Source organism: Coleofasciculus sp. D1-CHI-01, from assembly GCF_040218875.1.
GTDB lineage: Bacteria > Cyanobacteriota > Cyanobacteriia > Cyanobacteriales > Coleofasciculaceae > Coleofasciculus.
In genome coordinates, this window is record NZ_JAVJQP010000120.1 from 1 (window position 1) to 21559 (window position 21559).

At 46.3% G+C, this 21559-nt stretch carries 17 protein-coding genes; 10 read left to right on the forward strand and 7 right to left on the reverse strand.

What is annotated here, in order from left to right; genetic code table 11:
• Window positions 1–198 precede the first annotated feature (198 nt).
• From RIB93_RS21500 to RIB93_RS21520, 5 genes are all read left to right on the forward strand, one after another.
• Window positions 199–2940 carry a TonB-dependent receptor domain-containing protein gene (locus tag RIB93_RS21500; RefSeq protein ID WP_446375441.1) on the forward strand — a complete coding sequence of 914 codons (2742 nt, stop codon included), beginning with the start codon at window positions 199–201 and terminating at the stop codon, window positions 2938–2940.
• A 322-nt stretch (window positions 2941–3262) separates the two neighbouring features.
• The gene (locus RIB93_RS21505; RefSeq protein ID WP_446375443.1) at window positions 3263–4060 is read left to right on the forward strand and encodes an ABC transporter ATP-binding protein; all 798 of its coding nucleotides are present in this window, start codon (window positions 3263–3265) and stop codon (window positions 4058–4060) included.
• A complete protein-coding gene (locus tag RIB93_RS21510) occupies window positions 4047–4955 on the forward strand; it encodes an ABC transporter substrate-binding protein (protein WP_446375445.1) in 909 nt (302 codons plus the stop codon). Before RIB93_RS21505 ends, RIB93_RS21510 begins: the two co-directional genes overlap by 14 nt.
• A 237-nt stretch (window positions 4956–5192) precedes the next feature.
• Entirely contained in the window at window positions 5193–7202 is a 2010-nt protein-coding gene (locus RIB93_RS21515) for an iron ABC transporter permease (RefSeq protein ID WP_446375447.1), read from the forward strand.
• Between the two features lie 346 nt (window positions 7203–7548).
• A complete protein-coding gene (locus RIB93_RS21520; RefSeq protein ID WP_446375505.1) occupies window positions 7549–8415 on the forward strand; it encodes a methyltransferase domain-containing protein in 867 nt (288 codons plus the stop codon).
• Window positions 8416–8502: 87 nt separating this feature from the next.
• Here RIB93_RS21520 and ureE read toward each other — a convergent pair whose 3' ends face one another.
• From ureE to holA, 4 genes are all read right to left on the reverse strand, one after another.
• The gene (gene ureE / locus RIB93_RS21525) at window positions 8503–8940 is read right to left on the reverse strand and encodes an urease accessory protein UreE (protein ID WP_446375449.1); all 438 of its coding nucleotides are present in this window, start codon (window positions 8938–8940) and stop codon (window positions 8503–8505) included.
• Between the two features lie 32 nt (window positions 8941–8972).
• Window positions 8973–9464, reverse strand: coding sequence for a DUF4168 domain-containing protein (locus RIB93_RS21530; protein ID WP_446375451.1), 492 nt, complete (start codon window positions 9462–9464; stop codon window positions 8973–8975).
• Between the two features lie 124 nt (window positions 9465–9588).
• On the reverse strand, window positions 9589–10077 hold the full coding sequence (locus tag RIB93_RS21535; RefSeq protein ID WP_446375453.1) for a DUF4168 domain-containing protein: 489 nt from the start codon (window positions 10075–10077) through the stop codon (window positions 9589–9591).
• A gap of 241 nt (window positions 10078–10318) precedes the next feature.
• Window positions 10319–11299: a DNA polymerase III subunit delta gene (gene holA, locus RIB93_RS21540; RefSeq protein WP_446375455.1), complete on the reverse strand. Its 981-nt coding sequence runs from the start codon at window positions 11297–11299 to the stop codon at window positions 10319–10321.
• 33 nt (window positions 11300–11332) lie between these two features.
• Here holA and RIB93_RS21545 point away from each other — a divergent pair, with 33 nt between their 5' ends.
• Together RIB93_RS21545 and RIB93_RS21550 are read left to right on the forward strand one after the other, a co-directional pair.
• On the forward strand, window positions 11333–12121 hold the full coding sequence (locus RIB93_RS21545) for a DUF1868 domain-containing protein (protein WP_446375457.1): 789 nt from the start codon (window positions 11333–11335) through the stop codon (window positions 12119–12121).
• Between the two features lie 418 nt (window positions 12122–12539).
• The gene (locus RIB93_RS21550; protein WP_446375459.1) at window positions 12540–13151 is read left to right on the forward strand and encodes a cobalt-precorrin-8X methylmutase; all 612 of its coding nucleotides are present in this window, start codon (window positions 12540–12542) and stop codon (window positions 13149–13151) included.
• Between the two features lie 19 nt (window positions 13152–13170).
• On the opposite strand, the gene RIB93_RS21555 is transcribed toward RIB93_RS21550, so the two are convergent.
• The 3 genes from RIB93_RS21555 to RIB93_RS21565 all read right to left on the reverse strand — a co-directional run bounded on the left by RIB93_RS21555 (window position 13171) and on the right by RIB93_RS21565 (window position 18637).
• Window positions 13171–14235 carry a hypothetical protein gene (locus tag RIB93_RS21555; RefSeq protein WP_446375461.1) on the reverse strand — a complete coding sequence of 355 codons (1065 nt, stop codon included), beginning with the start codon at window positions 14233–14235 and terminating at the stop codon, window positions 13171–13173.
• A gap of 129 nt (window positions 14236–14364) precedes the next feature.
• A complete protein-coding gene (locus tag RIB93_RS21560) occupies window positions 14365–14778 on the reverse strand; it encodes a hypothetical protein (protein ID WP_446375463.1) in 414 nt (137 codons plus the stop codon).
• 22 nt (window positions 14779–14800) lie between these two features.
• Window positions 14801–18637, reverse strand: a complete 3837-nt coding sequence (locus RIB93_RS21565; RefSeq protein WP_446375465.1) for a hypothetical protein — start codon at window positions 18635–18637, stop codon at window positions 14801–14803.
• 233 nt (window positions 18638–18870) lie between these two features.
• Between RIB93_RS21565 and cbiE the strand changes: the two genes are divergently transcribed.
• The 3 genes from cbiE (at window position 18871) to RIB93_RS21580 (ending at window position 21405) form a co-directional block, all read left to right on the forward strand.
• Window positions 18871–20145 (forward strand): precorrin-6y C5,15-methyltransferase (decarboxylating) subunit CbiE, encoded by a 1275-nt coding sequence (gene cbiE, locus RIB93_RS21570; RefSeq protein WP_446375467.1) that lies wholly within the window; start codon window positions 18871–18873, stop codon window positions 20143–20145.
• Window positions 20146–20369: 224 nt separating this feature from the next.
• Window positions 20370–20987, forward strand: coding sequence for a hypothetical protein (locus tag RIB93_RS21575; protein ID WP_446375469.1), 618 nt, complete (start codon window positions 20370–20372; stop codon window positions 20985–20987).
• Between the two features lie 112 nt (window positions 20988–21099).
• Complete coding sequence (locus RIB93_RS21580) at window positions 21100–21405, forward strand: hypothetical protein (protein WP_446375471.1); 306 nt, start codon at window positions 21100–21102, stop codon at window positions 21403–21405.
• The last annotated feature ends 154 nt before the right edge of the window (window positions 21406–21559 follow it).

Consider the following 21559-nt stretch of genomic DNA (forward strand, 5'->3'; position numbering starts at 1 on the left):
CAAGGAAATGGGGTAGCATCCTTCATAAGTATGGCATCACCTTGCTCAGGTAAAATGTACCCTTGCTCCCCCAGCTCCCCCAGCTTCCCCAGCTTCCCCAGCTCCCCCTCACCACAAGACTTATTCAGCAGCCCCTAATTAATTGACTAACCCAGCGTATCCGGCAAGTAAAAAATAAATCACAGTCAATAATCAACAATGAACAATCAACAAGCATTGAATTTAATGGGTCTAACCAGCACCATTTGCCTAGTCGCAGCCGCCCCTGTAAAAGCCGGGGTTGTCGAAGTCACCGATGTGCAACTTAACCCCACAGTAGCCGGACTTGAAGTTATCTTAGAAACAAAAGATGATAGCCAAACCAGAGTCTTTACTGCCTCTCACGGAAATACCTTTTTTGCCGATATCATTAATTCTCAATTAGCCTTACCAGACGGTGAAGAGATTCGTCTGGAAAATCCCAGCGCTGATATTGCCTCCGTGCGAGTGTTTCACAAATATGCTAATACTGTTCGAGTTGAGGTGATTGGTCAAGCGGGTGTTCCGACTGTCCAAATTGATCGAAATAATCAACAATTAGCATTTAGTTTAGTTGCACCCGTAACTACAACGGCGACTCCACCGACTTCAACACCCCCAGTACCATCCACGGAAGTTCCCTCTTCAGATACGCCTACCCCCCCATCCACAGCAGTTCCAGTTTTCCCTGACACTCCAACCTCACCGTCTCCCCAAATACCCGTCTCTCCAGAAACGCCTACCCCACCATCAACAGAAGCCCCCATTTCCCCAGAAACCCCAACCCCACCGTCTACAGAAGTCCCCTCCCCGGAATTGGGACAAGAACCCCTGACGCCAACGGAACAGCCACCCCTGTCACCGGAAAGTCCTGATCCGCTACTTGAACGAATTATCGTCAGCGTCACTCGTACCGAAGAAGAACTCTCGGATGTTCCGCGTTCAGTAACCGTGATTACCCGCGACGAAATTGAAGAACAAAGCAATTTGACTCAAAATGTGGGTGATATTCTCGGTCAAGTTGTCCCCGGATTTGCGCCGCCGACTCAAAGCAGTAGCGCGTTTGGGCAATCTCTGCGAGGGCGGAATGTGCTGGTATTGATTGACGGCGTTCCTCAATCCACCAGTCGGAATGTATTTCGGGATTTAAGTAGTATTGACCCCTCGGCGATTGAACGGGTAGAAGTCTTACGAGGTCCCACCGCCATTTATGGGGATGGGGCGACGGGTGGCGTTGTCAATATTATTACCAGACAACCCACAACCAACCAATTCACATCAACCACAGAACTTGGTATCAATTCATCCCTAACTCACGTTGATGACAGTATTGGCTATCATCTCCAACAGCATCTCTCTGGCAGACAAGGAACGTTTGACTATGCATTAACGGCGTCTTTTACTGAGACTAGCGGCTTCTTTGATGCCCAAGGCGATCGCATTCCGCCTGATCCGAATGGACAAGGAGGGTTAGCTGATGCGGATATCCTGAATCTTTTGGGTAAAGTTGGCATCGATTTGAGTGAGGATCAACGCTTACAATTGACGATTAATCACTTAAATGATCAACAACATACTGATTTCACCACTGATCCGAGGATTCTGGACATAGATGGACGGCAAAAAGCCCGCGCCTTGGAAGGATTGGAGTTAGATGATCCTCAAGGTACAACAAATACGGTGATCAACCTTGACTACAGTCATGAAAATATTTTGGGGAGTCGCCTAAAAGGACAACTCTATTATCGTGATTATTCCACCCGATTTTTCCCCTTTGATGCCCGTAATTTTGATAGTTTAGGGAATGTTATTTTCCAATCGGAACTGGAATCGGAAAAATGGGGCGGTCGCTTCCAGGTTGAGACTCCCTTAGACCCGAATGAGTTTATTACGTTACTGTGGGGATTGGATTATTCTAGTGAAGACAGTTCTCAACCTGTTTCTATTTTTGAGGAAGATAGATTTGAACGGAGTAACGGTTTAGTGTTCCGAGAAACTGGGGAACGGTCTTGGACACCTCCGTTTGACCAAAATAGCTTGGGACTATTTGCCCAGTTGAAATGGGATATTAGTGAAAGCTGGATTTTGAATGGCGGCATCCGTCATGAACGAATTGGGGTTAATGCCGATGATTTTACAACCATTCGCGGCGATGATATTGGCGGAGGTGAGTTAGATTATGATGCCACGCTGTTTAATATTGGTGCTGTATTTTACGCAACCGATGAGTTGGATTTATTCACCAACTTTGCCCAAGGCTTTTCTGTTGCTGATGTGGGTTTAGCCTTACGAAATGCCCCGGCAGGTTTTTCAGTCGAATCCTTACGTCCCGAAGCCCAAAAAGTCGATCACTTTGAACTCGGAATTCGGGGAAATTGGCGAACGGTTCAAGCTTCTCTGGTGGGGTTTTACAACGAATCCGACTTAGGCACAACCTTTACCGCACCGGGAACCGTCACGCGATCGCCCCAGCAGGTTTATGGCGTAGAAGCAACACTAGACGTACAACCTGTCCAAAATTGGCAGTTCGGCACAACGGTGAGTTGGACAGAAGGGAAACGGGATAGTGATGATGATGGCGATTTTGATGCGGATTTGGATGGGTTTACAATTCCCCCGTTGAAAATAACGGCTTATGTGGAAAATCAAACTACACCGGATTGGCGCAATCGTCTCCAGCTTTTGTTTTCGGGAAATCGTGATCCGGAGGGAACTGGATTTGGTTTAAATGAGGTGGATAGTTATGTGACGTTGGACTACATCAGTCAGATTCAATTGGGTCAAGGGGTTCTGAAAATCGGCGTTCATAACTTACTGAATAACCAGTATTTCCCTGTGGTTTCGCAATTGCAAACCAATGAATTGAGTAATGCGGCGGCGAGGGGGATTACGTTGGGGGTTAGCTATTCGTTAACGTGGTGATTTTTCAGTGATCAGTTATCAGTGATCAGTTATCAGTGATCAGTTATCAGTGATCAGTTATCAGTTTTTCCAGATATACCGTAGGGTGTGTTAGCGAAGCGTAACGCACCTTCTCCCCTGTAGTGTAGCTGCGTAAGTCCTGCATTATTCTTAAATGCCGAACCGCTTACCTCTGCACGCCTATTTTCTGAGAAGGGCGGGTTTAGTTCCGTTATTGGTCATTGAAAAATGTTATCGGTAAAACCTGCCCCTACAACCTTAAAGGTAAGGTGGGCAATGCCCACCCTACATCGTTTGCCTACTGTTGCCGGTTGCCTTCCTTATGACACTTACTGCTAATAATCTAACTATTCGTTACGGTGAAAAACCGATTGTTCCGAACCTTTCAATCACTCTGCCAACGGGAGAGGTGACAGCTTTAATTGGACCCAATGGATCAGGAAAAAGTACCATACTGCGAACCTTGGCACGCCTGATCCAACCGAGTAAAGGAACCGTTTATCTCAATGGTCGCAATATCGCCCAGATGCCGACTCGCGAGGTTGCCCGTCAGTTAGCCATGCTACCTCAATCGTCAGAGATACCTGCTAATATTAGCGTTTGGGAATTAATTGGCTTTGGTCGCTATCCCCACCGCAGCTTGCTGGGTAGCTTTTCTGCTAAAGATATCGCCGCAATGCGATGGGCGTTGGAAATAGCAGGGTTAGAACCGTTGGCGGATCGTTCTGTGGACACTCTCTCCGGCGGTGAACGCCAACGGGCGTGGATTGCCCTGGCGCTGGCACAACAGACTGAGGTGTTATTACTGGATGAACCTACCACCTTTCTGGACATCCGTCATCAGCTTGAGGTACTGTCTTTAGTCCGGCGCTTAAACCGTGAACATCAGATTACCGTGGGATGGGTACTGCATGACTTGAACCAAGCCGCCGCCTATAGCGATCGCTTAATTGTACTGTCTCAAGGGACAGTTGTGGCGTCCGGATCTCCGGCTGATGTGATCACCCCGCCGACAATTTGGGATGTTTTCGGGGTGAAGATGGTTGTGGTTCCTCACCCCATCAATGGTTTACCGCTATGTGTTCCCTGTGATTTAGGTAAAACCGATGAATCAAATTAACAGACGCCAATTTTTAGTCACGGCGGTACTCTCTGCTTTAGGAGTGGCGTGTACAGCCTCTCCCCAGAAATCGACACCTATAACCAACACAGCTACCCGCGTTGTGGCTTTGGAATGGGAGTATGTTGAAGATCTGTTGGCATTGGGAATGCAGCCTGTGGGCGTTGCAGATATCCCAGGGTATCAGCAATTTGTGCAAATTGAGCCAACGTTGGCAGAAACAGTGATAGATGTGGGTACACGTCAGGAACCTAGCCTAGAAGCGATCGCACAATTGCAACCTGACTTAATTTTAGGTGTAGAGTTACGCCATCAGCCTATCTACGATACCTTATCTGCGATCGCGCCAACTCTTCTATTTAATCCCTATCCCGCCGCTGATGAATCCACACAACTAGAACGGATGCAGCAAACCTTCTTAGAGATTGCCGATGCTGTCAACCGACGCCCCCAAGGGGAAGCGGTTCTCAACCAGATGCAGGAAACATTTAACCAAGCTTCCAACCAATTACAAGAGTCTCATTTAACAACTCCTCGATTTATATTGGGGCAATTTGTCCCCGGCGTTCCCCAGCTACGCCTATTTACTGATGATGCCATGGCGGTGCAAATTTTAAGCCAAATTGGGTTAGAAAATGCCTGGATTGGGGAATTTGATCGCTTTGGATTTAATACAGTATGGGTGGAAGCGTTACCTGCTGTCGATAAAGGGAACTTTCTCTATATTGCCGAAAACCAAAATACGCATTTTAAACAGTTACAGAAAAATCCAGTTTGGCAGAACTTACAGTTTGTGCAAGAGAACCGCCTTTATCCCATAGGATCAGATACTTGGGTATTTGGGGGTCCTTTGTCAGCCCAGGTACTGGTTGAAAATGTGGTTAGCGCTTTTTGATTGTGTAGGGGCGGGTTTGACAATTATCCTTTTTTGAGACCCTGATTTGACTAAACCCGCCCCGACTGAGAGGGTTTTGTCCCTTCGCTTGGCTAGTCTGGCATTGTTTTCAGCCAATTTAAAATTGAATCGGGGCGGGTTTAGTTAAGTTAAACGTTTTCTCCTAAATGTTATCGGTAAAACCCGCCCCTACAAAAATGGGTTTAATTTTCAAAGGACGAGTATGACAAATGACGAATGACGAATGACAAAGGACTAAGGACAAGTCTGATCGCGCTGTTACTGCTGTTGGTTTTTGCTATTCATATTACCCAAGGGCAGGCAGATCTTGATATCAGCACGATTATCACCGCGATTTTCTCCCCAGATAACACCACGGCTGATAATCTGGTGCGTTACGTGCGTTTACCCCGCGCCACAATTGGTGTGATTGCAGGTGCAGCATTAGGCATCGCGGGGGTTTTACTGCAAACCGTGACTCGTAACCCCCTGGCATCTCCAGCTACATTAGGGATTAATGCAGGCGCTTATTTAGCCCTCACTACATCCGCGATCGCAATGCCGACTCTATTTGCCCAATCTCCGGTGCTGGTGGCATTTGCGGGTGGAATGGTAGCGGCGTTGTTGGTTTATGCGATCGCCTCTAGTGTGCAAATTACTCCGATCCGGCTTACCTTAGCCGGTGTGGCAGTTTCGTTGATGTTAGCGGCGTTGACTGCCCTGTTACAACTATTTTATGAAAATGAAATTGCCGGTTTATTTTTCTGGGGTGCGGGTTCCCTGGTGCAAACCGATTGGAGTGGTACAGTTTATGCAGCACCGAAGGTATTGCTAGGGGCAATTGCTGCGATCCTGATGGCGAAGTCCCTTGACGTACTCTCACTGGGAGATGAAATCGCGCGATCGCTCGGTCAACGGATACAATTGACTCGCTTGATGGCAACTGGGGTGGGTATCTTTTTAGCAGCCGTAGCCGTAAGTGTGGTCGGACCGATTGGTTTTGTCGGGTTGGTTGCGCCTCACCTGGGGCGATTGATGGGATATCAGAAACACCAACACCTGCTACCCTTAGCCGCCCTCTGGGGGGCTGTACTGTTAGTCGGGGCGGATGTGGTGGCGCGATTTGTTACCGGGACTGTCAGCGAATTGCCTGCGGGTACAGTCACCGCTTTAATCGGCGCACCGTTTCTAATTTGGCTAGTGCGGGTTTCTCAATCGGGACAACGGGGAACGGTTGGGGAATTTGCGGTGTCAGGGAAATCCTCTCGCCGTCTTTCGTACCCGGTTTTACTCCTAATTGTGATTGGATTACTCCTAATTAGCCTAGTGGCTGGCTTATTATTAGGCGGTATTTCCCTCAACGGGCAGCAACTCTTAAATACTATCCTTGGGCAGGGTACAGCACTATCAGAACAAGTCCTTTTCCACCTCCGCCTACCCCGTCTTTTAGTCGCCCTATTCGCTGGCGCATCCCTAGCCGCCAGTGGTTTACTCCTACAGGGTGTAGTTCGCAATCCCTTGGCTGGACCGGAAATTATTGGGATTACCTCCGGGGCTGGGTTAGGGGCGGTGTTTGTTCTGGTAATATTACCCAATGCACCTGTGGAAGCGGTTTCCATTGCCGCCTTTATCGGCGCGTTTGTCGCCTTTGGTTGCGTCTATTTAGCCGCTTGGCAAGGAGGCGTGTCACCCGCCCGCCTAGCATTGGTAGGGATTGCCGTTTCTGCATTTTGTGCCGCCGGAATTAATCTCCTAGTTGCGATCGCGAAATTACGAGTCGCACAAGCTTTAGTCTGGCTGGTAGGCAGTACCTACGCCCGCACTTGGGATCAGCTATGGCGATTACTGCCTTGGTTTCTAATTTTACTGCCTTTAGCTTGGCTGATCTCTCGCTGGTTGGATTTGATGGCATTAGGGGAAGACTTACCCCGTACCCTAGGGTTATCCTTGGAAAAAGCTCGCCTCATGTCCGTTGCGATCGCGGTGGGTTTAGCGGCGACAGCCGTTTCTACGGTGGGTACGATTAGTTTCGTCGGTTTACTCGCCCCCCACGCCGCCCGCCTCCTCGTTGGTTCCCGTCATCGCCAACTGCTTCCCATTGCCGCAATTTTGGGAGCCATTCTAGTCACCTTGGCAGATAGTCTAGGTCGAATTATCCTTGCGCCTAGAGAAATGCCTTCGGGACTGGTTACAGCATTAATTGGCGCTCCCTATTTCCTGTGGCTACTTTATCGCAATCAAAAGTAAAATTTTAGGGAAGAGAGAAAATTTTGAGAATTCCAGGACTATGCCTTTGCTAACTGCATAGGTTCCCAGACTCCAGAGATATAAAGGGTTATGCTCCTTCCTACATAGTCCCCTCAGCCTAGAACTGAGGGTTTTTTTTACTTTTCACCTTTTTTTCACAATTGTTCGATAGGTTTAATCATAGTTGTTACCCTGATGTGGAAGTGATTAACCACCCCCTGCTAAAATGGCGGGGGTATTTTTTTGTCCATCTTGGTCGGTGCGCCGATCATCAGCTTAAACTCTAAACAGGGAAAAACCAATGACCAATGACCAATAACCAATGACCAATGACGAAGGACAATTCATGAGTTCAACACTTCAGCGTCAAATTCAGCAGTTTTACGACGCCTCCTCTGGACTGTGGGAACAGGTTTGGGGCGAACACATGCACCATGGTTATTATGGTCCGCTGGGTCGCGAGAAAAAGAATCGGCGTCAGGCGCAAATTGATTTAATTGAGGAACTGCTGAATTGGGGTGATGTGCAGCACGCCGAGAATATCTTAGATGTGGGGTGTGGGATTGGCGGGAGTTCTTTGGACTTAGCCCAACGGTTTGGGGCGCAGGTACAAGGAATTACCCTGAGTCCCGTCCAAGCGGCGAGAGCAACAGAACGGGCAAAGGAGACAGGGTTAGAGGCTGAGGTAGCATTTCAGGTGGCTGACGCCTTGGATATGCCCTTTGCGGATAACTGTTTTGATTTTATCTGGTCGTTAGAAAGTGGGGAACATTTACCCGATAAACAGAAATTTCTGGCAGAATGCTACCGGGTTCTGAAACCGGGTGGGACATTTCTGATGGCGACGTGGTGTCATCGTCCGATTACGCCAGCCACGGGAGGTTTGACGGTGGATGAAAAGGAGCATTTAGAGCAAATTTACCAGGTTTACTGTTTACCTTATGTGATTTCATTGCCAGAGTATGCCGCAATTGCCCGTGAGTTATCTTTTGCGGATATTCGCACTGATGATTGGTCAGATGCAGTCGCACCGTTTTGGGATATTGTCATTGATTCAGCCTTTGAACCCCAAGCGTTAATCGGTTTACTCAAAAGTGGTTGGGGTACAGTGCAAGCGGCGCTATCGTTGGGATTAATGAGTCGGGGGTATCGGCGGGGTTTGATTCGGTTTGGTGTACTCTCTGCTCAGAAACCGTCAGCTATAACGTCGTAAATTATGTTTTTAAAGAAGTTCGTAGTCAGGGCTTTAGCCCTATACAAAATGACCTGTCCCGATGGCGAGGAAGTGCGGAATGTGGGTTTAACTGTGATGGTGATACGCCCCAAATTCGGGTTGAAAGGGAGCGATTTCTGGCTTCACATCTACGCCTAACTGATTTAGCATCGCCTGTAAAACGGAGTCAGGTGACAAACGTAAATAGTGGGGAGTGACTTCTAGGGGGACATGGCGATTACCGAGATGATAAGCGGCTCGCAGTAAACTCAGGGGATGGGGGGACGTAACGGTTAAAACGGGTTCGGGTTTCGCCGCAATCTGCACCACTATCTCACCTGTCTCAGATTGGAGTAAATCCCCATCCTTGAGAATCGTCCCTCTCGGTAAACGCAGATACAAACCCTGACCCTCTGGGGTTTCAAAGCGGTAGCGTGTCCGGGTGCGTTCCTCGGCGGTGAGGGAAAGTGTAAAATTAGCGGAGAGTTCTGTCGCTGAGTTCAAGCGTTTCGTCAACGTCAGCATATATTGCCCAATCTGTCAAGCTAAAGTGCCAGCTAAAGTGACCGTTTCAGGCGAATCAGTTGATTCTGAATTTGCCGTTGTAAATCGGGGTCAAATTGAGCTGTATTAGTAATGGCGTTAAATTGAGCCATGTTAAACCCCTGACTTTCGCCAATTTCTTTGGCTTTATTGCAGTAGTTGACGGCAATACCTTGGACATCATCGGGGAGTTCTTTGAGGGAATCGGGTTGGGTACAGGTAATATTAGGAATCTGGTCTTGGTTTATCTGTTGCTGAATTTCGCTGAAGGCAGTTTGACGGCTACTTTCAATCGCCAGAAGCGCCTTGGCGTAATTTTCGATTTCCTCTTCCGTGATAGTTTCGGGTGGTAACGGGGAAATAGTGGGACTTGCCTCTGGAGTGGAGTTAGAGGCACATCCAGAGAGAACGAGGGCGAGTGCGGTTACACAACTCGTCCAGGGAATCTGATAGGTTCGCGATCGCGCCTGTATGGACATGGAATCCGATTCAAGTAGCAACGGCAAAGTGTAACTCTATTTTGACAGGTTTTGACCGTTTGGAACTCAGGAACTTAGTAAAACTCAGGGTTCTTGCTTATATCTTATATCTAGAGTTCCTTACCGAGCGTTATTGTACCACAAGAGGGGCTTATCGTTGGCTCGATTCTTGCTGTCTTTGTAATGCATTTTGAATCCGCTGTCGTAAATTACTATCTTTTTCCGCCAGACGTGTAATTTGATTGAATCGGGAGGGGGTTAAATAATTATTCACCAGCGCTAACGCTTGGTTACAATAAGTATTGGCAATTTTTCGCGCCTCCTGAGACGGCAGTTGATTGATGGTTTCTGAGCGATGACACTGGATATCAGGAATGTTGCCATTTACGATTTTTTTAATTTCGTTATAGGCTACTTGGCGCAAGGGTTCCATGGCTAAAACTGCTCTAGCATAGTTGGTAACCTCCGCCTCGGTAACGGCTTGTTGAGCATAGACAGCACGGCTGAAGTCCAAACTTAGAGACTGTCGCGAAAGTTCGGGAATGAACCCAGACAGTAAACCTAAGCTAGTTAGTGCAGCTACAATAAGTGGACGAGAGAACCGAGGCAAATGAGGGTGATTACAGTAAGACGAGATCATAGCGATCGCAAATAATTAAACAGTACACAACAAAACCCAGAGTGGGCTTGTTTTTCCTGAACTATTTTAGGGGATAGAAGTTCCAGTGTCGGGTGTCGGGTGTGAGGGTGTGAGGGTGTCGGGTGTTGGGTGTTGGGTGTGGAGAAGCTGGGGAAGCCATGTAGAGACGTAGCATGCTACGTCTGGAAGCTGGGGGAGTCAACAAATGACAAATGACAAATGACAAATGACATAAGACGAATTAACGACAAATTTGACACAGTTTGATCACTTGAGTTTGCAGAGTGGAGAGTCCGTCAGCACCGCGTTTTAGGCTAACCTCTAACTCTAATAAAACTCGTAACGTTGCCATTAATTGATCCAGGCTGAGGTGTTGCACATCTTTCTTCAGGAAGTAAATACGCTTAGGGTTTCCGACTTCGGCGGCGTTAGCAATAACTTTTATATCCTTTTCTCCCTCACTTATCATTAATTTCACCCATAACCAAGTGCGAAATTGTCCCACCAGGGTGGCGACAATTCGTAATGGGTGTTCGTTATTGTTGATTAAGTCAGCAATCAATCCTAAGGCTTTATGGGTATCGCCTTTGAGGATACTCCCGGCTAATTGTAGACTATTGTGAGTGGTGGTAGTGACTAATGTAGCAACAGCGCGTTCATCTAAGCTAGTTGTCTCATCGCCAGCGTAAAGGCGTAATTTATCAAGTTCGTTGGCAAGTTGGCGGGTATTGTTACCCACTGCATCAGCCAGGAGTTCAGCCGCTAGGGGAGTGAGTTTGACACCTGTGGTTTGGGCGTAGGATTTAACCTGTTGGACTAATTCCTCGGTTTTCCAGGGAGGAATTAGGGGAAATTCTTTGATTTTGGCGTGTTTTTGCAGGAGTTTGGTGGATTTGAGTCGCCCATCGGGGCGATTATGACTGGTGAGCAGTAATATAGATTCTGGCGGAATAGCGGGAAGCGTGCGCTGAAGTTCCGCAAGAAGGTTTTCCGAACAGGTTTGGCAAACGGTGGTATCGACTAGCCAGACTAATCGTCCTCCCATTCCAAAAGGGGGAGTCATCGCCTGATTGAGTCCCTGAATTACGGCGTCTGATTGGTCTGGGGGAATTCTATCATAGTTAAAACTCAGCCAGTTGGGGTCGAGGACAGACTGGCGCAATTCGTTGACGGCTTGGGTAAGAGAAAAGTCATTGTCTCCCCAATAAAGATAAATTGGCATAAGGACGTTTAGCGTATTCGGAGGAAATTTAACGTGGATGATACTTATCCAACCTATGTCAATCGGGTGGCGAGGATGACTGTACCCGATAGTTATCACTCCCAGTTACCCAATATCCAGGAGTCACCGAAGTTTGAGCATCTGACTGATGGCACAACCAAGGCGGTTAATTTTCCAGGATACACGGTGATGACGCCACCGTGGGAGGATGAGTCGGAGAATGAGGCGTTTTACGGGAGTTTACAGGAGTTACAAGGGATATTAGAGCAGGAATTGCAATCCAGTTTGATGATATCGCTTCCGGCTAAGAGTTTTCATTTCACGCTGGCGGATTTAATTTGGGAGAATAATTATCGGGATGCGGTGCAGAATAATCCAGAGTTTGAACCTCAACTTCAGGGACGTATTCGAGAGAGTTTTGGGCAATATCAGGAGTTGTATAGGAGTTCTTATCCTATATATTGGCAGTTTTTCGGCGTGATTGTTATGCCCCGTGCAATTGGGGTTTCTTTAGTACCAAAAGATGAGGAGTCTTACCAACGAGTGGTTGAGTTCCGGCGTTGTCTTTATCAAAATCCGGGATTAATTGGTTTGGGGGTTGAGCAGCAGTACCATTTTACGGCGCATATTACGTTAGGATACTTCGGGGAAATTCCAGCACAGCTTGAGCGCGATCGCATCAGTAGTATGTTATCGGATTTGAATGAGCAATGGTTAGGGAAGGAGGATAATTTATTTTTGGTTAAGCGGGCTGAGTTGCGGAAGTTTGATAATATGACTCATTTCTATCGCGAATCGGATTTTCCAGCTGTTGAGTTTTGAGTTAGTGTGGCGTGGAGGGGTGGGTAAGGTTTAGCTTTGATAAGTTTAAAACCCGCCCTCTTTTAGGTTGTTGAAGATGGGATTTGTGTATTTGCGGTGTGAATGGTTTGGTTTCATGATTGAATCGTTTTTAACGCAGAGGTTCGCAGAGGGAAGCGCAGAGGTTCGCAGAGGGTTGGGCGTTAGTTGTGAGTAGGAGATGGTAGGATGTTTCTGGCTAAGTTTCGCTCTGAGTTTTTGCAGAAGGTGATTGAAGGGAATAGTGTTCAGGATTAATTTTTGGTTGAGTTGGGAGTTCGATAAATGTCATGGTGCGTTACGCTACGCTAACACACCCTACGCACTCTACGGATTAATGCTTTTAATTAGAATATTTAGTTCGCGACTCATTTAGGGAAAATAACGATAGATAATTTCTATGAACCCGCTAAATCATCCAATTCTAGAACAAAGTTTCGCTATCATTGACCAAGAAATTGGCGAACATAAATTCACGCCTGAGGAATATACAATTATCCGGCGGGTGATTCACAGTACCGCTGATTTTGAATTTGCCCAACTGATTCAGTTTAGTCCCGATGTAATTGCATCCGGAATTACAGCTATCCAGAATAAAATCCCAATTATTACTGATGTGGGTATGGTTAAACAGGGAATTACGGGAATGGTGAGTAAGACGTTTGGGAATCCGGTAATGGCGGCGGTTGAACAAGCATCGGTGGCGCTTCCTGGTAAGACGCGCACAGAAACGGGTTTATTAAGTTGTTATCGTCAGTTTCCTGAAGCTATTTATGTGTTTGGTAATGCGCCGACTGCACTTTTAGCATTATGTGCTGAGTTACAACAAGCTTCAGTAAAACCCGCTTTAGTTATTGGCGCACCTGTGGGATTTATTTCTGTCGTAGAAGCAAAAGAGACTTTAGCAAAAACCCCAGTTCCGCAAATTGGGATTAATGGGCGCAAAGGAGGTTCCCCGGTTGCGGCGGCGATTCTTAATGCTTTAATTGTTTTAGCGTGGGAAAACTTGTAAGATTATGTCCAGTAGAGCATTAGCTTTCAACATGAATAATTGCATCCACTGGTGACATATCATTCTCAACTACGGCGATAATCCCCGGTAAATACTGATCCATTGTCAGGACATTAGTGCAAACCAGTTGTTTGATTAGGGGGAAAGTGATACTATCTCCTTCCACATCAATGCTGGGTATGGCTGTCTGTTTTGGGATTGGGGCAAAAGACCAATCTTCTTTATCAAAGAAGTTAGTAACCGTGGTGAATACGGAATTGTTTGTTTCACTTTTGTTTTCTAGATCGGCTAAACCACTGTCTATTAATTTTTCAAATTTACCTGCAATTTCTTGGAATAGTTGAGGCGTAACGTTTTGGGCGGCTTCAGCAAAATTAGCTATTGGATGTTCTGTATTTTCTTTGCTTTCAAGCTGGGTTAGGTTTTCATCCAATACTCCTACCAAGCTCTCTAAAATTCTATTAAAATCTGTCGATAAGTGTTCAGAAGTATTTTGACTGTTTTCTAAAAGGTTGGTATCTGTCCATTTTTTTGAAAAATTGATCAGCTTCTCTATGATTGTATCACTTGTGATATCAGGTTGATTTACCGTTGAGGGATTAATATAATTCCAAAATGTGCTAAATCCCACCTCACCTGATTCTTGATGCTGTTTAACCGAGAGGCATAGCCAGCTTTCAGTTTTCAGCAGAGGGTTTATTTCTTGATTGGTTAACTTGCTTTCGGATTGTTGCTGGCTGAGATTTAAAAGATAATCAGCTGCTTCCTGAGCAGTAGTGGCGTGTTTCAGAAGGTGAGGAAGTAGATCCGGCTTTAGGGCAACCTCAATTTCGATGGGGGAACTGTCCTCAAAATGTTTATGATTATGAGAGTTACATCTCCAAACGTCAGGAGTGAAATTGAATAGTTTTTGGCTAGTAACACGTTGGTAAACGTTGGTGTCAATTTTAAATACAAGACGACAATCAACTATATTTTTACCATGTTTTAGCAATACTAAATTTACAGCATCAATAGGTAGAACAATGCTTGATTGATAACAAATACTGAGGTTGTTTATTAAAGCAAATTGCTTGGTCAGCATAATAGTAAATATAGCATTTTAAGGGTTCGTAAATGTAAAAAATTTTGAAAAAATTATCTATACTGCAAGGATTTATGCAACATGATTTATCGAAGCGTCTTGTCGCTGAAAGGGGCATTAGCAATTGCTCTATGAAGATTGTTTACGGCTTAAAATTGTTTCAATTAAATCTGTGTGATAATCATCATTGAATAAGCGCTTAATCTCTTGCAAACGTGGCTTCACTGATTCACTAGGTTGATAAACATCGTCTCGTCCTTCTAAAGACTCAAGAACTTGCTCTAAAACCTCAAGATCATCAGATTGCAACATATCCTCAAGGAGCGTAATAGCACAGATATTGCTACATGAGAAAAGTGCATCGGCTAACCGCCCTTGCCAATCGCGAGATCGCTCATACCAGATTTGCTCGATCATTTTCCAATCCTGATTATCAAGTGAGTCTAATAGTTGAACTGCTCGCTCGAATGAAAAATCAGACCAAGTATCAGGATGATGGTCAAGTTTGAGATAGTTATCCAGTTCTGTTAGGAGTTCAGACATTGCTGTTTTAAATGTGAATATCTTAAAAGCTAGTTGGTACAGAACCACCAGATGGATACGAGCTAGTTACTTTCCCTGTATTATCTTTAATTACAACCCATTTAACGCCATTAACATCACCAACGTGTAATGTTGCACCATCACTTGTCCGGGGACCTAAATGAATGGGTTCTTTTGCTATGGCATCGCCAGCACGTAATATATCATCTTGTGTCCATCCTGGTGGTGCTAGAGTTGATGTTTTTGGTTTCGACCAAACTGGTGGAGGTCCAGAATGCAACAACTTCTCAAACTTAGCCGTAATTGTGCCATCTGAGTTTGTCGTCTGCGATATTATTCTGAAGTTGGGATGGGTTAGGATATCGGGAGAGTGTCCACCGATTATTCTGCGCTGATTGCCGGCAGGTGCTGTTCCGGGGGGATGGGGATTAGGCTGTTCAGCATGAAGTATTTTACTATCAATTTTCTGTTGCTTGGCAATTGCTTTTTGAATTTCAGTAATGCTATGTTGACCAGAGCCCAAGTAGTTTTTGATTGCACGTTCAATACGCAAACCTGGTGATGTATTACCGTATCCTGCCTTATTGAGTAACCTTACTAAATCATCGACGTTGCTAACAGACTGCTTCAACCTCAAAAGTTGAGAAACATCATCTACCTGACTCAACAGTTGACGTAACTTTAGTGGATCTTTACTCCAGCGTAGCAGTTCAATGAGTGCATCAGGATCTTTTACTTTTTTAAGAAGCTGTAGCAATTGTATGGGATTATCAAGCTCATTGAGCAAATCTAGCAATTTTTGGGCATTACCAGCTTTATCCAATAACTTGCCCAGCATTTCAAGATCTGTAACTTTATCTAGCAACTGAATTAGCTTATCGGCATCACCAACCTTGTCTAGTAACTGAATTAACTTATCGGCATCGCCGACTTTATCAAGCAATAGGAACAACTTCTCCAGATCAGGTACTTTATTAATCAGGCGTAGGGCTTTAGCAACACCACCCACACGAGCAACTAACTGACGCAGGCGACCCAATTGTGCAAATACACCCAGTCGCTTGAGAATACCTGTACCAGCAAACGCCATGATGACTTCAAAAATTGCTTTACCCATCAACCGACCACGTTCACGGGGGCTGAGGTCAGGCTGAGTAATCATCAAGTAGATGTAGTAACCAGCAGCAATCACGCCAGCAATTACACCAATTACCAGCAGCACTTTTCCAGCAAACGCCAGTACCGCACCAATTGCCGCTAGCACCGCCGCTCCCTTGATAACCAGTACAATTACTGCAATTACCAGCACAACAGCGACAACAGCGACAACGATCCAAAACAGAGGTTCTTTAATCGCTTCCCATATCGCTTTAAGCGTCTCCCAAGCACCAATAACGATGCCTTCAAAGACACCAGCGACAAAATCCCAAATTGCCTCTAGGATACCTGGATCAGCGGCACGGGCGGCACGAGCATCAATTTCCGCCGAGAAGTCATTTAAAGCGCCATCTTCTTTCGCCAGTGCTTTGTCTACTTCCCCAGCAATTTCAGTAGCCTTTTCACTAAGCTGCTTTTCCCATTCACTATCACTCTTATCAACTGCTTCCTGTAGCTTTTTCTCTACCTCCTGGGTAACTAATTTCATGCTTTCCTCGCCCTTACCAGAGGCTTCTTGCATCTTGCCTTTGGTATCATCGGCAATTTTGCTGGCGTTGGTCTGGAAGTCATGACCGACCTGTTCCACTGCACTGATGATTGTTTGCGCTTGCCCAGTCACCTCTGTTTGTGCAGTTGATGCTGCCTGTCCAAAACTACCTACCACTTGTGCAACAAATTGTTGTTGCTCACTTTGCTGGGAAGCAATTGATGCCAAAACTTCAACCTTTGCATTCTGCACAAACGGTGGATACCAACCCCCCTCTTTTACCTGCTCGGCAAAGCTGTTCAATTCCTGAGATGTGCTAGCAGTCTGCGTATCAATTTTGGTGAGTGCATCCCTTACATTTTCGTCTAATGAGGCACTTAACCCTGGAGCAAGTTCACGAATCTGTGCTGCCTTACTTGCCTTATCAGTGCTAAGTTTTTGAACCAGATCATTTGTTTGGTTACTGAGCTGGGTTGCAGCATCGTCCGCCATATTTTGCAATGTTTCCAGCGTTTTATTACGGTTCTCTAAGATTTGCTGGCGAGCATCACCCTGCGACTTATTGAATTCTCCAGCAATCTCCCTTGCTTCCTCACGAAAATTCCCAGCGACCTCCCCAGCTTTTTCACGGACACCACTAGCAACATCATTACCAATCTGGAAGAACTTTTGGACTAGTTTAGGAACTTCGCTGTGAATATTACTAGCAATTTCTGCACCATTTTCACCATTTCTATACTGAGCAGTTTTCTGGCTACCAATTTCTTCAGCACGCCGACCTCGCTCAGTGCTTCCCTGCTGGGCACGTTGGGCTTCTTTATTACCCATCTCACGAGCTTTACCTGCTTTTTCGTTGCCCTTTTCCACAACAGCTTTCTTTTTGGCTGCAACTGCCGTTTCTAGTTGAGCAAGCTCTGCTTCAGCGGAGGCATTGACTCTAGCACGTTCAACCTCTAGTCCGCCATAAATTGATTGGCGCTGGGCTTCAGCCGTACCTTGGATACGGGCAATGACCTGATCGTAAGTCCCCTCAATCCTCACCGTCTGAGTTTCAACCTTCTGCTGAATAGTTTGCTTCTGTTGTTCAGCAGCATTGGTAATTTGAGCCTTCTGCTGTTCAGCATTCGTCAGCATAAGTGCATGCTGAGCAGCAAGTTCCTGAATCAGGGCAGCATATTCGGGGCTAGTATCATTAGTATCAGTGGTAAACTCAGACTTTACCTCAGATGCCGTGCTGACTTGGGACGCATTTGTTGAGTCTGTGATCACAGCCCCGCCACTCTTAGCTGTGGTGATACCTCCATTTCCTTGAGCTGTAGCGACTATTGCTGACGAGTTAACCTGATCAGATCCACCGTCAGTCCCAGCTCCATTAGCATCTGGGGTACTGCTGACTGCATTTTCTTGAGCGCCTGCTTCTGTACTCTGAGAATTCTGTTGTTGATTTTCAGAGATAACTTCGTTGGTTCCCACATCGCTGCTTGGCATATTTCCAGACGCCTCTGAAGAGGTTGGGTTATCGACGGCTGGTGCTTCTTTTATGGATTGTGAAGATTCATGACTATGATCGGTACTATCTCCTCTAGGGTTCTGAATAGAATCTGTTTGCTGATCTTCTTGTTGAATCTTATCTTGCTCTTTATTCGCTTTAGATGTAGGTTCTTGTTGAAGTTGTAGGCGATCGCGAGCTGGCAGATCCGAGGCAGGCGATTGTTCTAGCTTGAACTGAAGCTTATTCGACTTTCGCCTAACTCCTTCCTCACTCGGCTGCACCCCGGGAGCCAACTCCAAAGAACCTTGATTCTGCTCTTGAGTCTCTTGTTGAGGCAATTGCTCCTTGGGCCACAAATTCAACCGATTCCTTAGCGGAGCAACTCTCTGAATTGATGGTTGATGCCAACTTCCCAATCCCTTTTCCTTTGTCTGAACTGGTAGCGGTGGCGTTTGTGGCGCATGAACCGGTACCTCTAACGCATTGTAACCAAACTGGTTTGCCCCTTCCATTTTTTCTTCAACAGAACGGGTATCTGATGGTTGGGATAATCCTGGGTTGGGGGAGGCAAAAGGGCGTGGCTTTAGCGAATTGCTCTCAGGTAGTTGGGCATTTCTTGCCTGGATACCGTTACCGAACCCCCGGCTTTTGAAGGGATTGACAGGAGGAGTAAAAGTAGATTTACTAATGCCTTTCTTTTTGATGTGTCGCCGGGAACTCATAGACTCCTCTGCCTTGGTGATCAACTCTGCTAGATATTGGAGATATCGTATCTTTCTAGGAAAGTCCTCTTATTTCTTAATCATAATTGTATAATGATAAACGAAAAAGGGTAATCGCTTCTGAAAATGAACAAAAAAATTTACTTAGTGTAACAGTTGCTCAACAATTGTGATCGCCTAGCCAGTGCAGAGTGGTATAGGGACTAGGGTGAATGTCGACTGACCAATGACAAATGACCAATGACATCCATGTAATCGGAATCGGTTTAGATGGTGCGGCGGGACTGACAGAATCCGTGCGACAATTAGTTAAACGGGCGACGCTGTTAATCGGGAGCGATCGCGTCTTGGGTTACTTCCCTGAACATCCCGCACACCGCTTGGTTTTGGGGGATTTGACGCAGGTAATCCGCGAGATTCGTCGCCAGTTGGCTAAGAATGAGCTAAATTGCTGTATCATCGTGTTAGTGAGTGGCGATCCTTTGTTTTTTGGCTTGGGACGTTTATTATTAGCTGAATTGCCCCCTGAACATCTCACGTTTCATCCCCATGTCAGTGCGGTACAATTAGCGTTTAGTCGGGTTAAAGTTCCTTGGCAAGATGCGGTGACAATTAGTAGTCATGGGCGTTCTTTAGAACGGTTAACTCAAGCGCTACAACAGGGGACGGAAAAAATTGCCGTGCTGACGGATAAAATAAATACGCCGAGTGCGATCGCAAATCTATTACTTGATCTGGATTTACCCTGTGAGTACCAGTTTTGGCTGTGTGAAAACCTGGGTGGAATGGATGAACGGGTGCGGTGTTTGCCTGTGGATGCGGTACACTTAGAAGCGATCGCGCCGCTGAATGTGGTGATTCTCCTGCGTCAGTCTGAACCTAGTGATACTCCCCTAGATGTCGCCACTTTACCGATTTTAGGGCTATCGGATCACAGCTTTGCCAGTTTTCGCGATCGCCCGGGTTTAATCACCAAGCGAGAAATCCGTACTCTGATTTTAGCGGAACTCTCCCTACAACCCGAACAAATTATCTGGGATATTGGTGCGGGAACGGGTTCTGTCTCCATTGAAATTGCCCGATTATCGCCTACCTCTCACGTCTATGCGATTGAAAAAACGACGATGGGAACGGCTTTAATTGAACAAAATTGCCGCCGTTTACAGGTTAAGAATGTTACCTCTATCTATGGTACAGCACCGGATATATTATCTCAACTGCCCACCCCCCAGCGGGTTTTCATTGGCGGAAGTGGCGGTAATTTGTTAAAAATCTTAGAACGAACCCAGGCACAATTAGGAGATAATGGCATAGTGGTGTTAGCCTTAGCCACCTTAGAACACCTAAATCAGGCAGTCAACTGGTTTAGCGATCGCGGTTGGATGTATCGATTGTTACAGGTTCACCTTTCCCGTTCCATTCCCGTCGCCCAACTCACTCGTTTTACTCCCCTAAATCCGGTGACGATTATTCGAGCTATCCCACCGGATACAATAAGTAAATTGTAGGGGCGGGTTTAGCCATATTGATGTTAACTTAAGGTAAAAAGCAATGCTGGTCAGCTTTTATTGCTTCCCCCTCATCCCCTAACCCCAACTCCGGACCCCCCTCGTTCCCCCCTGCAAGGAGGGATGACAGAGGATGCTTCGCTTTTGTTGCACGGGAGAAGGGGAACCAGATTCTCTTACTCCCCACTTACTCCCCTCTCCCAAGCTTGGGAGAGGGGCTGGGGGTGAGGGCTGAAATTAAACTGAACCACCAAACCCGCCCTGATTCATACGTCGTAGATTATGTAGAGACGCAGCAGGCTACGTCTATCATCAGTGACATGAAGCAAGTTACAGTTTATCTCAACCACGGAAAACACTGTACCGGAAGCTCGGATAATGGCAGAACCACCACCGAGAACCATATCTTGTATCCCGGTGATATGTGTATTGTTGATCCCGCCCATTCCAACAAACACAAATATAGAGGTAGAATTGGCAGACTGGATGGAACTCAACGAAAAGGAATTCCCCGACTTTGTTTCATGGACAAAAAAGGCGGGTATGGTTACATTAATCCCGTTGATCTCTCCCCTCTCCCCGCCAATTTACCTGCTATAACCAGTATTAAATCATCGTCCCAAAAACCCCATCCCACCTTTGCGGTAGACTTACCCCCAAAAGTTCCCGGCGATAAAGATAGCCTGCAACGCGCCATCTGTCTCCTAGGAAATCGCACCAAATCCGAACTCAAACCCAAGCATCAAACCGAATTAAAAGAACTCATTGGCACGTATCCCAACCCCCAGAGAGCCGCCGACTGGAAGAAAGGGTTAAAGCAAGTGGTTAAACAGTCGGATTGAGGGAGATGAGGGAGATATGCTACGGCACGTCTGTGTGTAGGGGCGGGTTTAGGGAATAATATTGATGGCTATCCCTAGCTTAGCTGCAAAACCCGCCCCGACTAAATGACGAATGACAGCACTTCCTAATGTGCCTCTGTTTGCCAATATGATAGAAGGGGGCAAAACTCCGGTGCTGTCAGGTCAACAATTACAAGCGTTGGGCTTCAAAATCGTCGTCTATCCCCTCTCTGGCTTATTTGCTGCGACTAAAGCCATGATGGACTGTTTGACTCATTTACGCCAACAAGGGACTACCGCAGGCTTTACAAATCTCGTCTCCTTCCCACAATTTGAGCAGCTTATTGACGTACCGCACTATCGCCAACTCGAACAGCAGTTCACTGTATCAGAAGCATCACCACCGGGGGAAGCGTGAAGGGAGATAGTGTAGAGACGTAGCATGCTACGTCTCTGATCCGGTTGACCCATAGAAGAATGTCAGTATACATGGGTAGAAAGGGACGCCATCTTCAAAACTTAACCGGAATCCCCTGAAATCCCCTGTAGACGGCAACTACACCTAACCATTA

Bases quoted from the DNA above. Each gene is read 5' to 3' on its own strand.
- RIB93_RS21515 (WP_446375447.1), top strand. From the start codon at position 5,193: ATGACGAATGACAAAGGACTAAGGACAAGTCTGATCGCGCTGTTACTG.
- RIB93_RS21510 (WP_446375445.1), top strand. From the start codon at position 4,047: ATGAATCAAATTAACAGACGCCAATTTTTAGTCACGGCGGTACTCTCT.
- RIB93_RS21505 (WP_446375443.1), top strand. From the start codon at position 3,263: ATGACACTTACTGCTAATAATCTAACTATTCGTTACGGTGAAAAACCG.
- cbiE (WP_446375467.1), top strand. From the start codon at position 18,871: ATGACCAATGACATCCATGTAATCGGAATCGGTTTAGATGGTGCGGCG.
- RIB93_RS21535 (WP_446375453.1), bottom strand. From the start codon at position 10,077: ATGATCTCGTCTTACTGTAATCACCCTCATTTGCCTCGGTTCTCTCGT.
- RIB93_RS21565 (WP_446375465.1), bottom strand. From the start codon at position 18,637: ATGAGTTCCCGGCGACACATCAAAAAGAAAGGCATTAGTAAATCTACT.
- RIB93_RS21520 (WP_446375505.1), top strand. From the start codon at position 7,549: ATGAGTTCAACACTTCAGCGTCAAATTCAGCAGTTTTACGACGCCTCC.
- RIB93_RS21555 (WP_446375461.1), bottom strand. From the start codon at position 14,235: ATGCTGACCAAGCAATTTGCTTTAATAAACAACCTCAGTATTTGTTAT.
- RIB93_RS21550 (WP_446375459.1), top strand. From the start codon at position 12,540: ATGAACCCGCTAAATCATCCAATTCTAGAACAAAGTTTCGCTATCATT.
- holA (WP_446375455.1), bottom strand. From the start codon at position 11,299: ATGCCAATTTATCTTTATTGGGGAGACAATGACTTTTCTCTTACCCAA.
- RIB93_RS21560 (WP_446375463.1), bottom strand. From the start codon at position 14,778: ATGTCTGAACTCCTAACAGAACTGGATAACTATCTCAAACTTGACCAT.
- RIB93_RS21500 (WP_446375441.1), top strand. From the start codon at position 199: ATGAACAATCAACAAGCATTGAATTTAATGGGTCTAACCAGCACCATT.
- ureE (WP_446375449.1), bottom strand. From the start codon at position 8,940: ATGCTGACGTTGACGAAACGCTTGAACTCAGCGACAGAACTCTCCGCT.
- RIB93_RS21580 (WP_446375471.1), top strand. From the start codon at position 21,100: ATGACAGCACTTCCTAATGTGCCTCTGTTTGCCAATATGATAGAAGGG.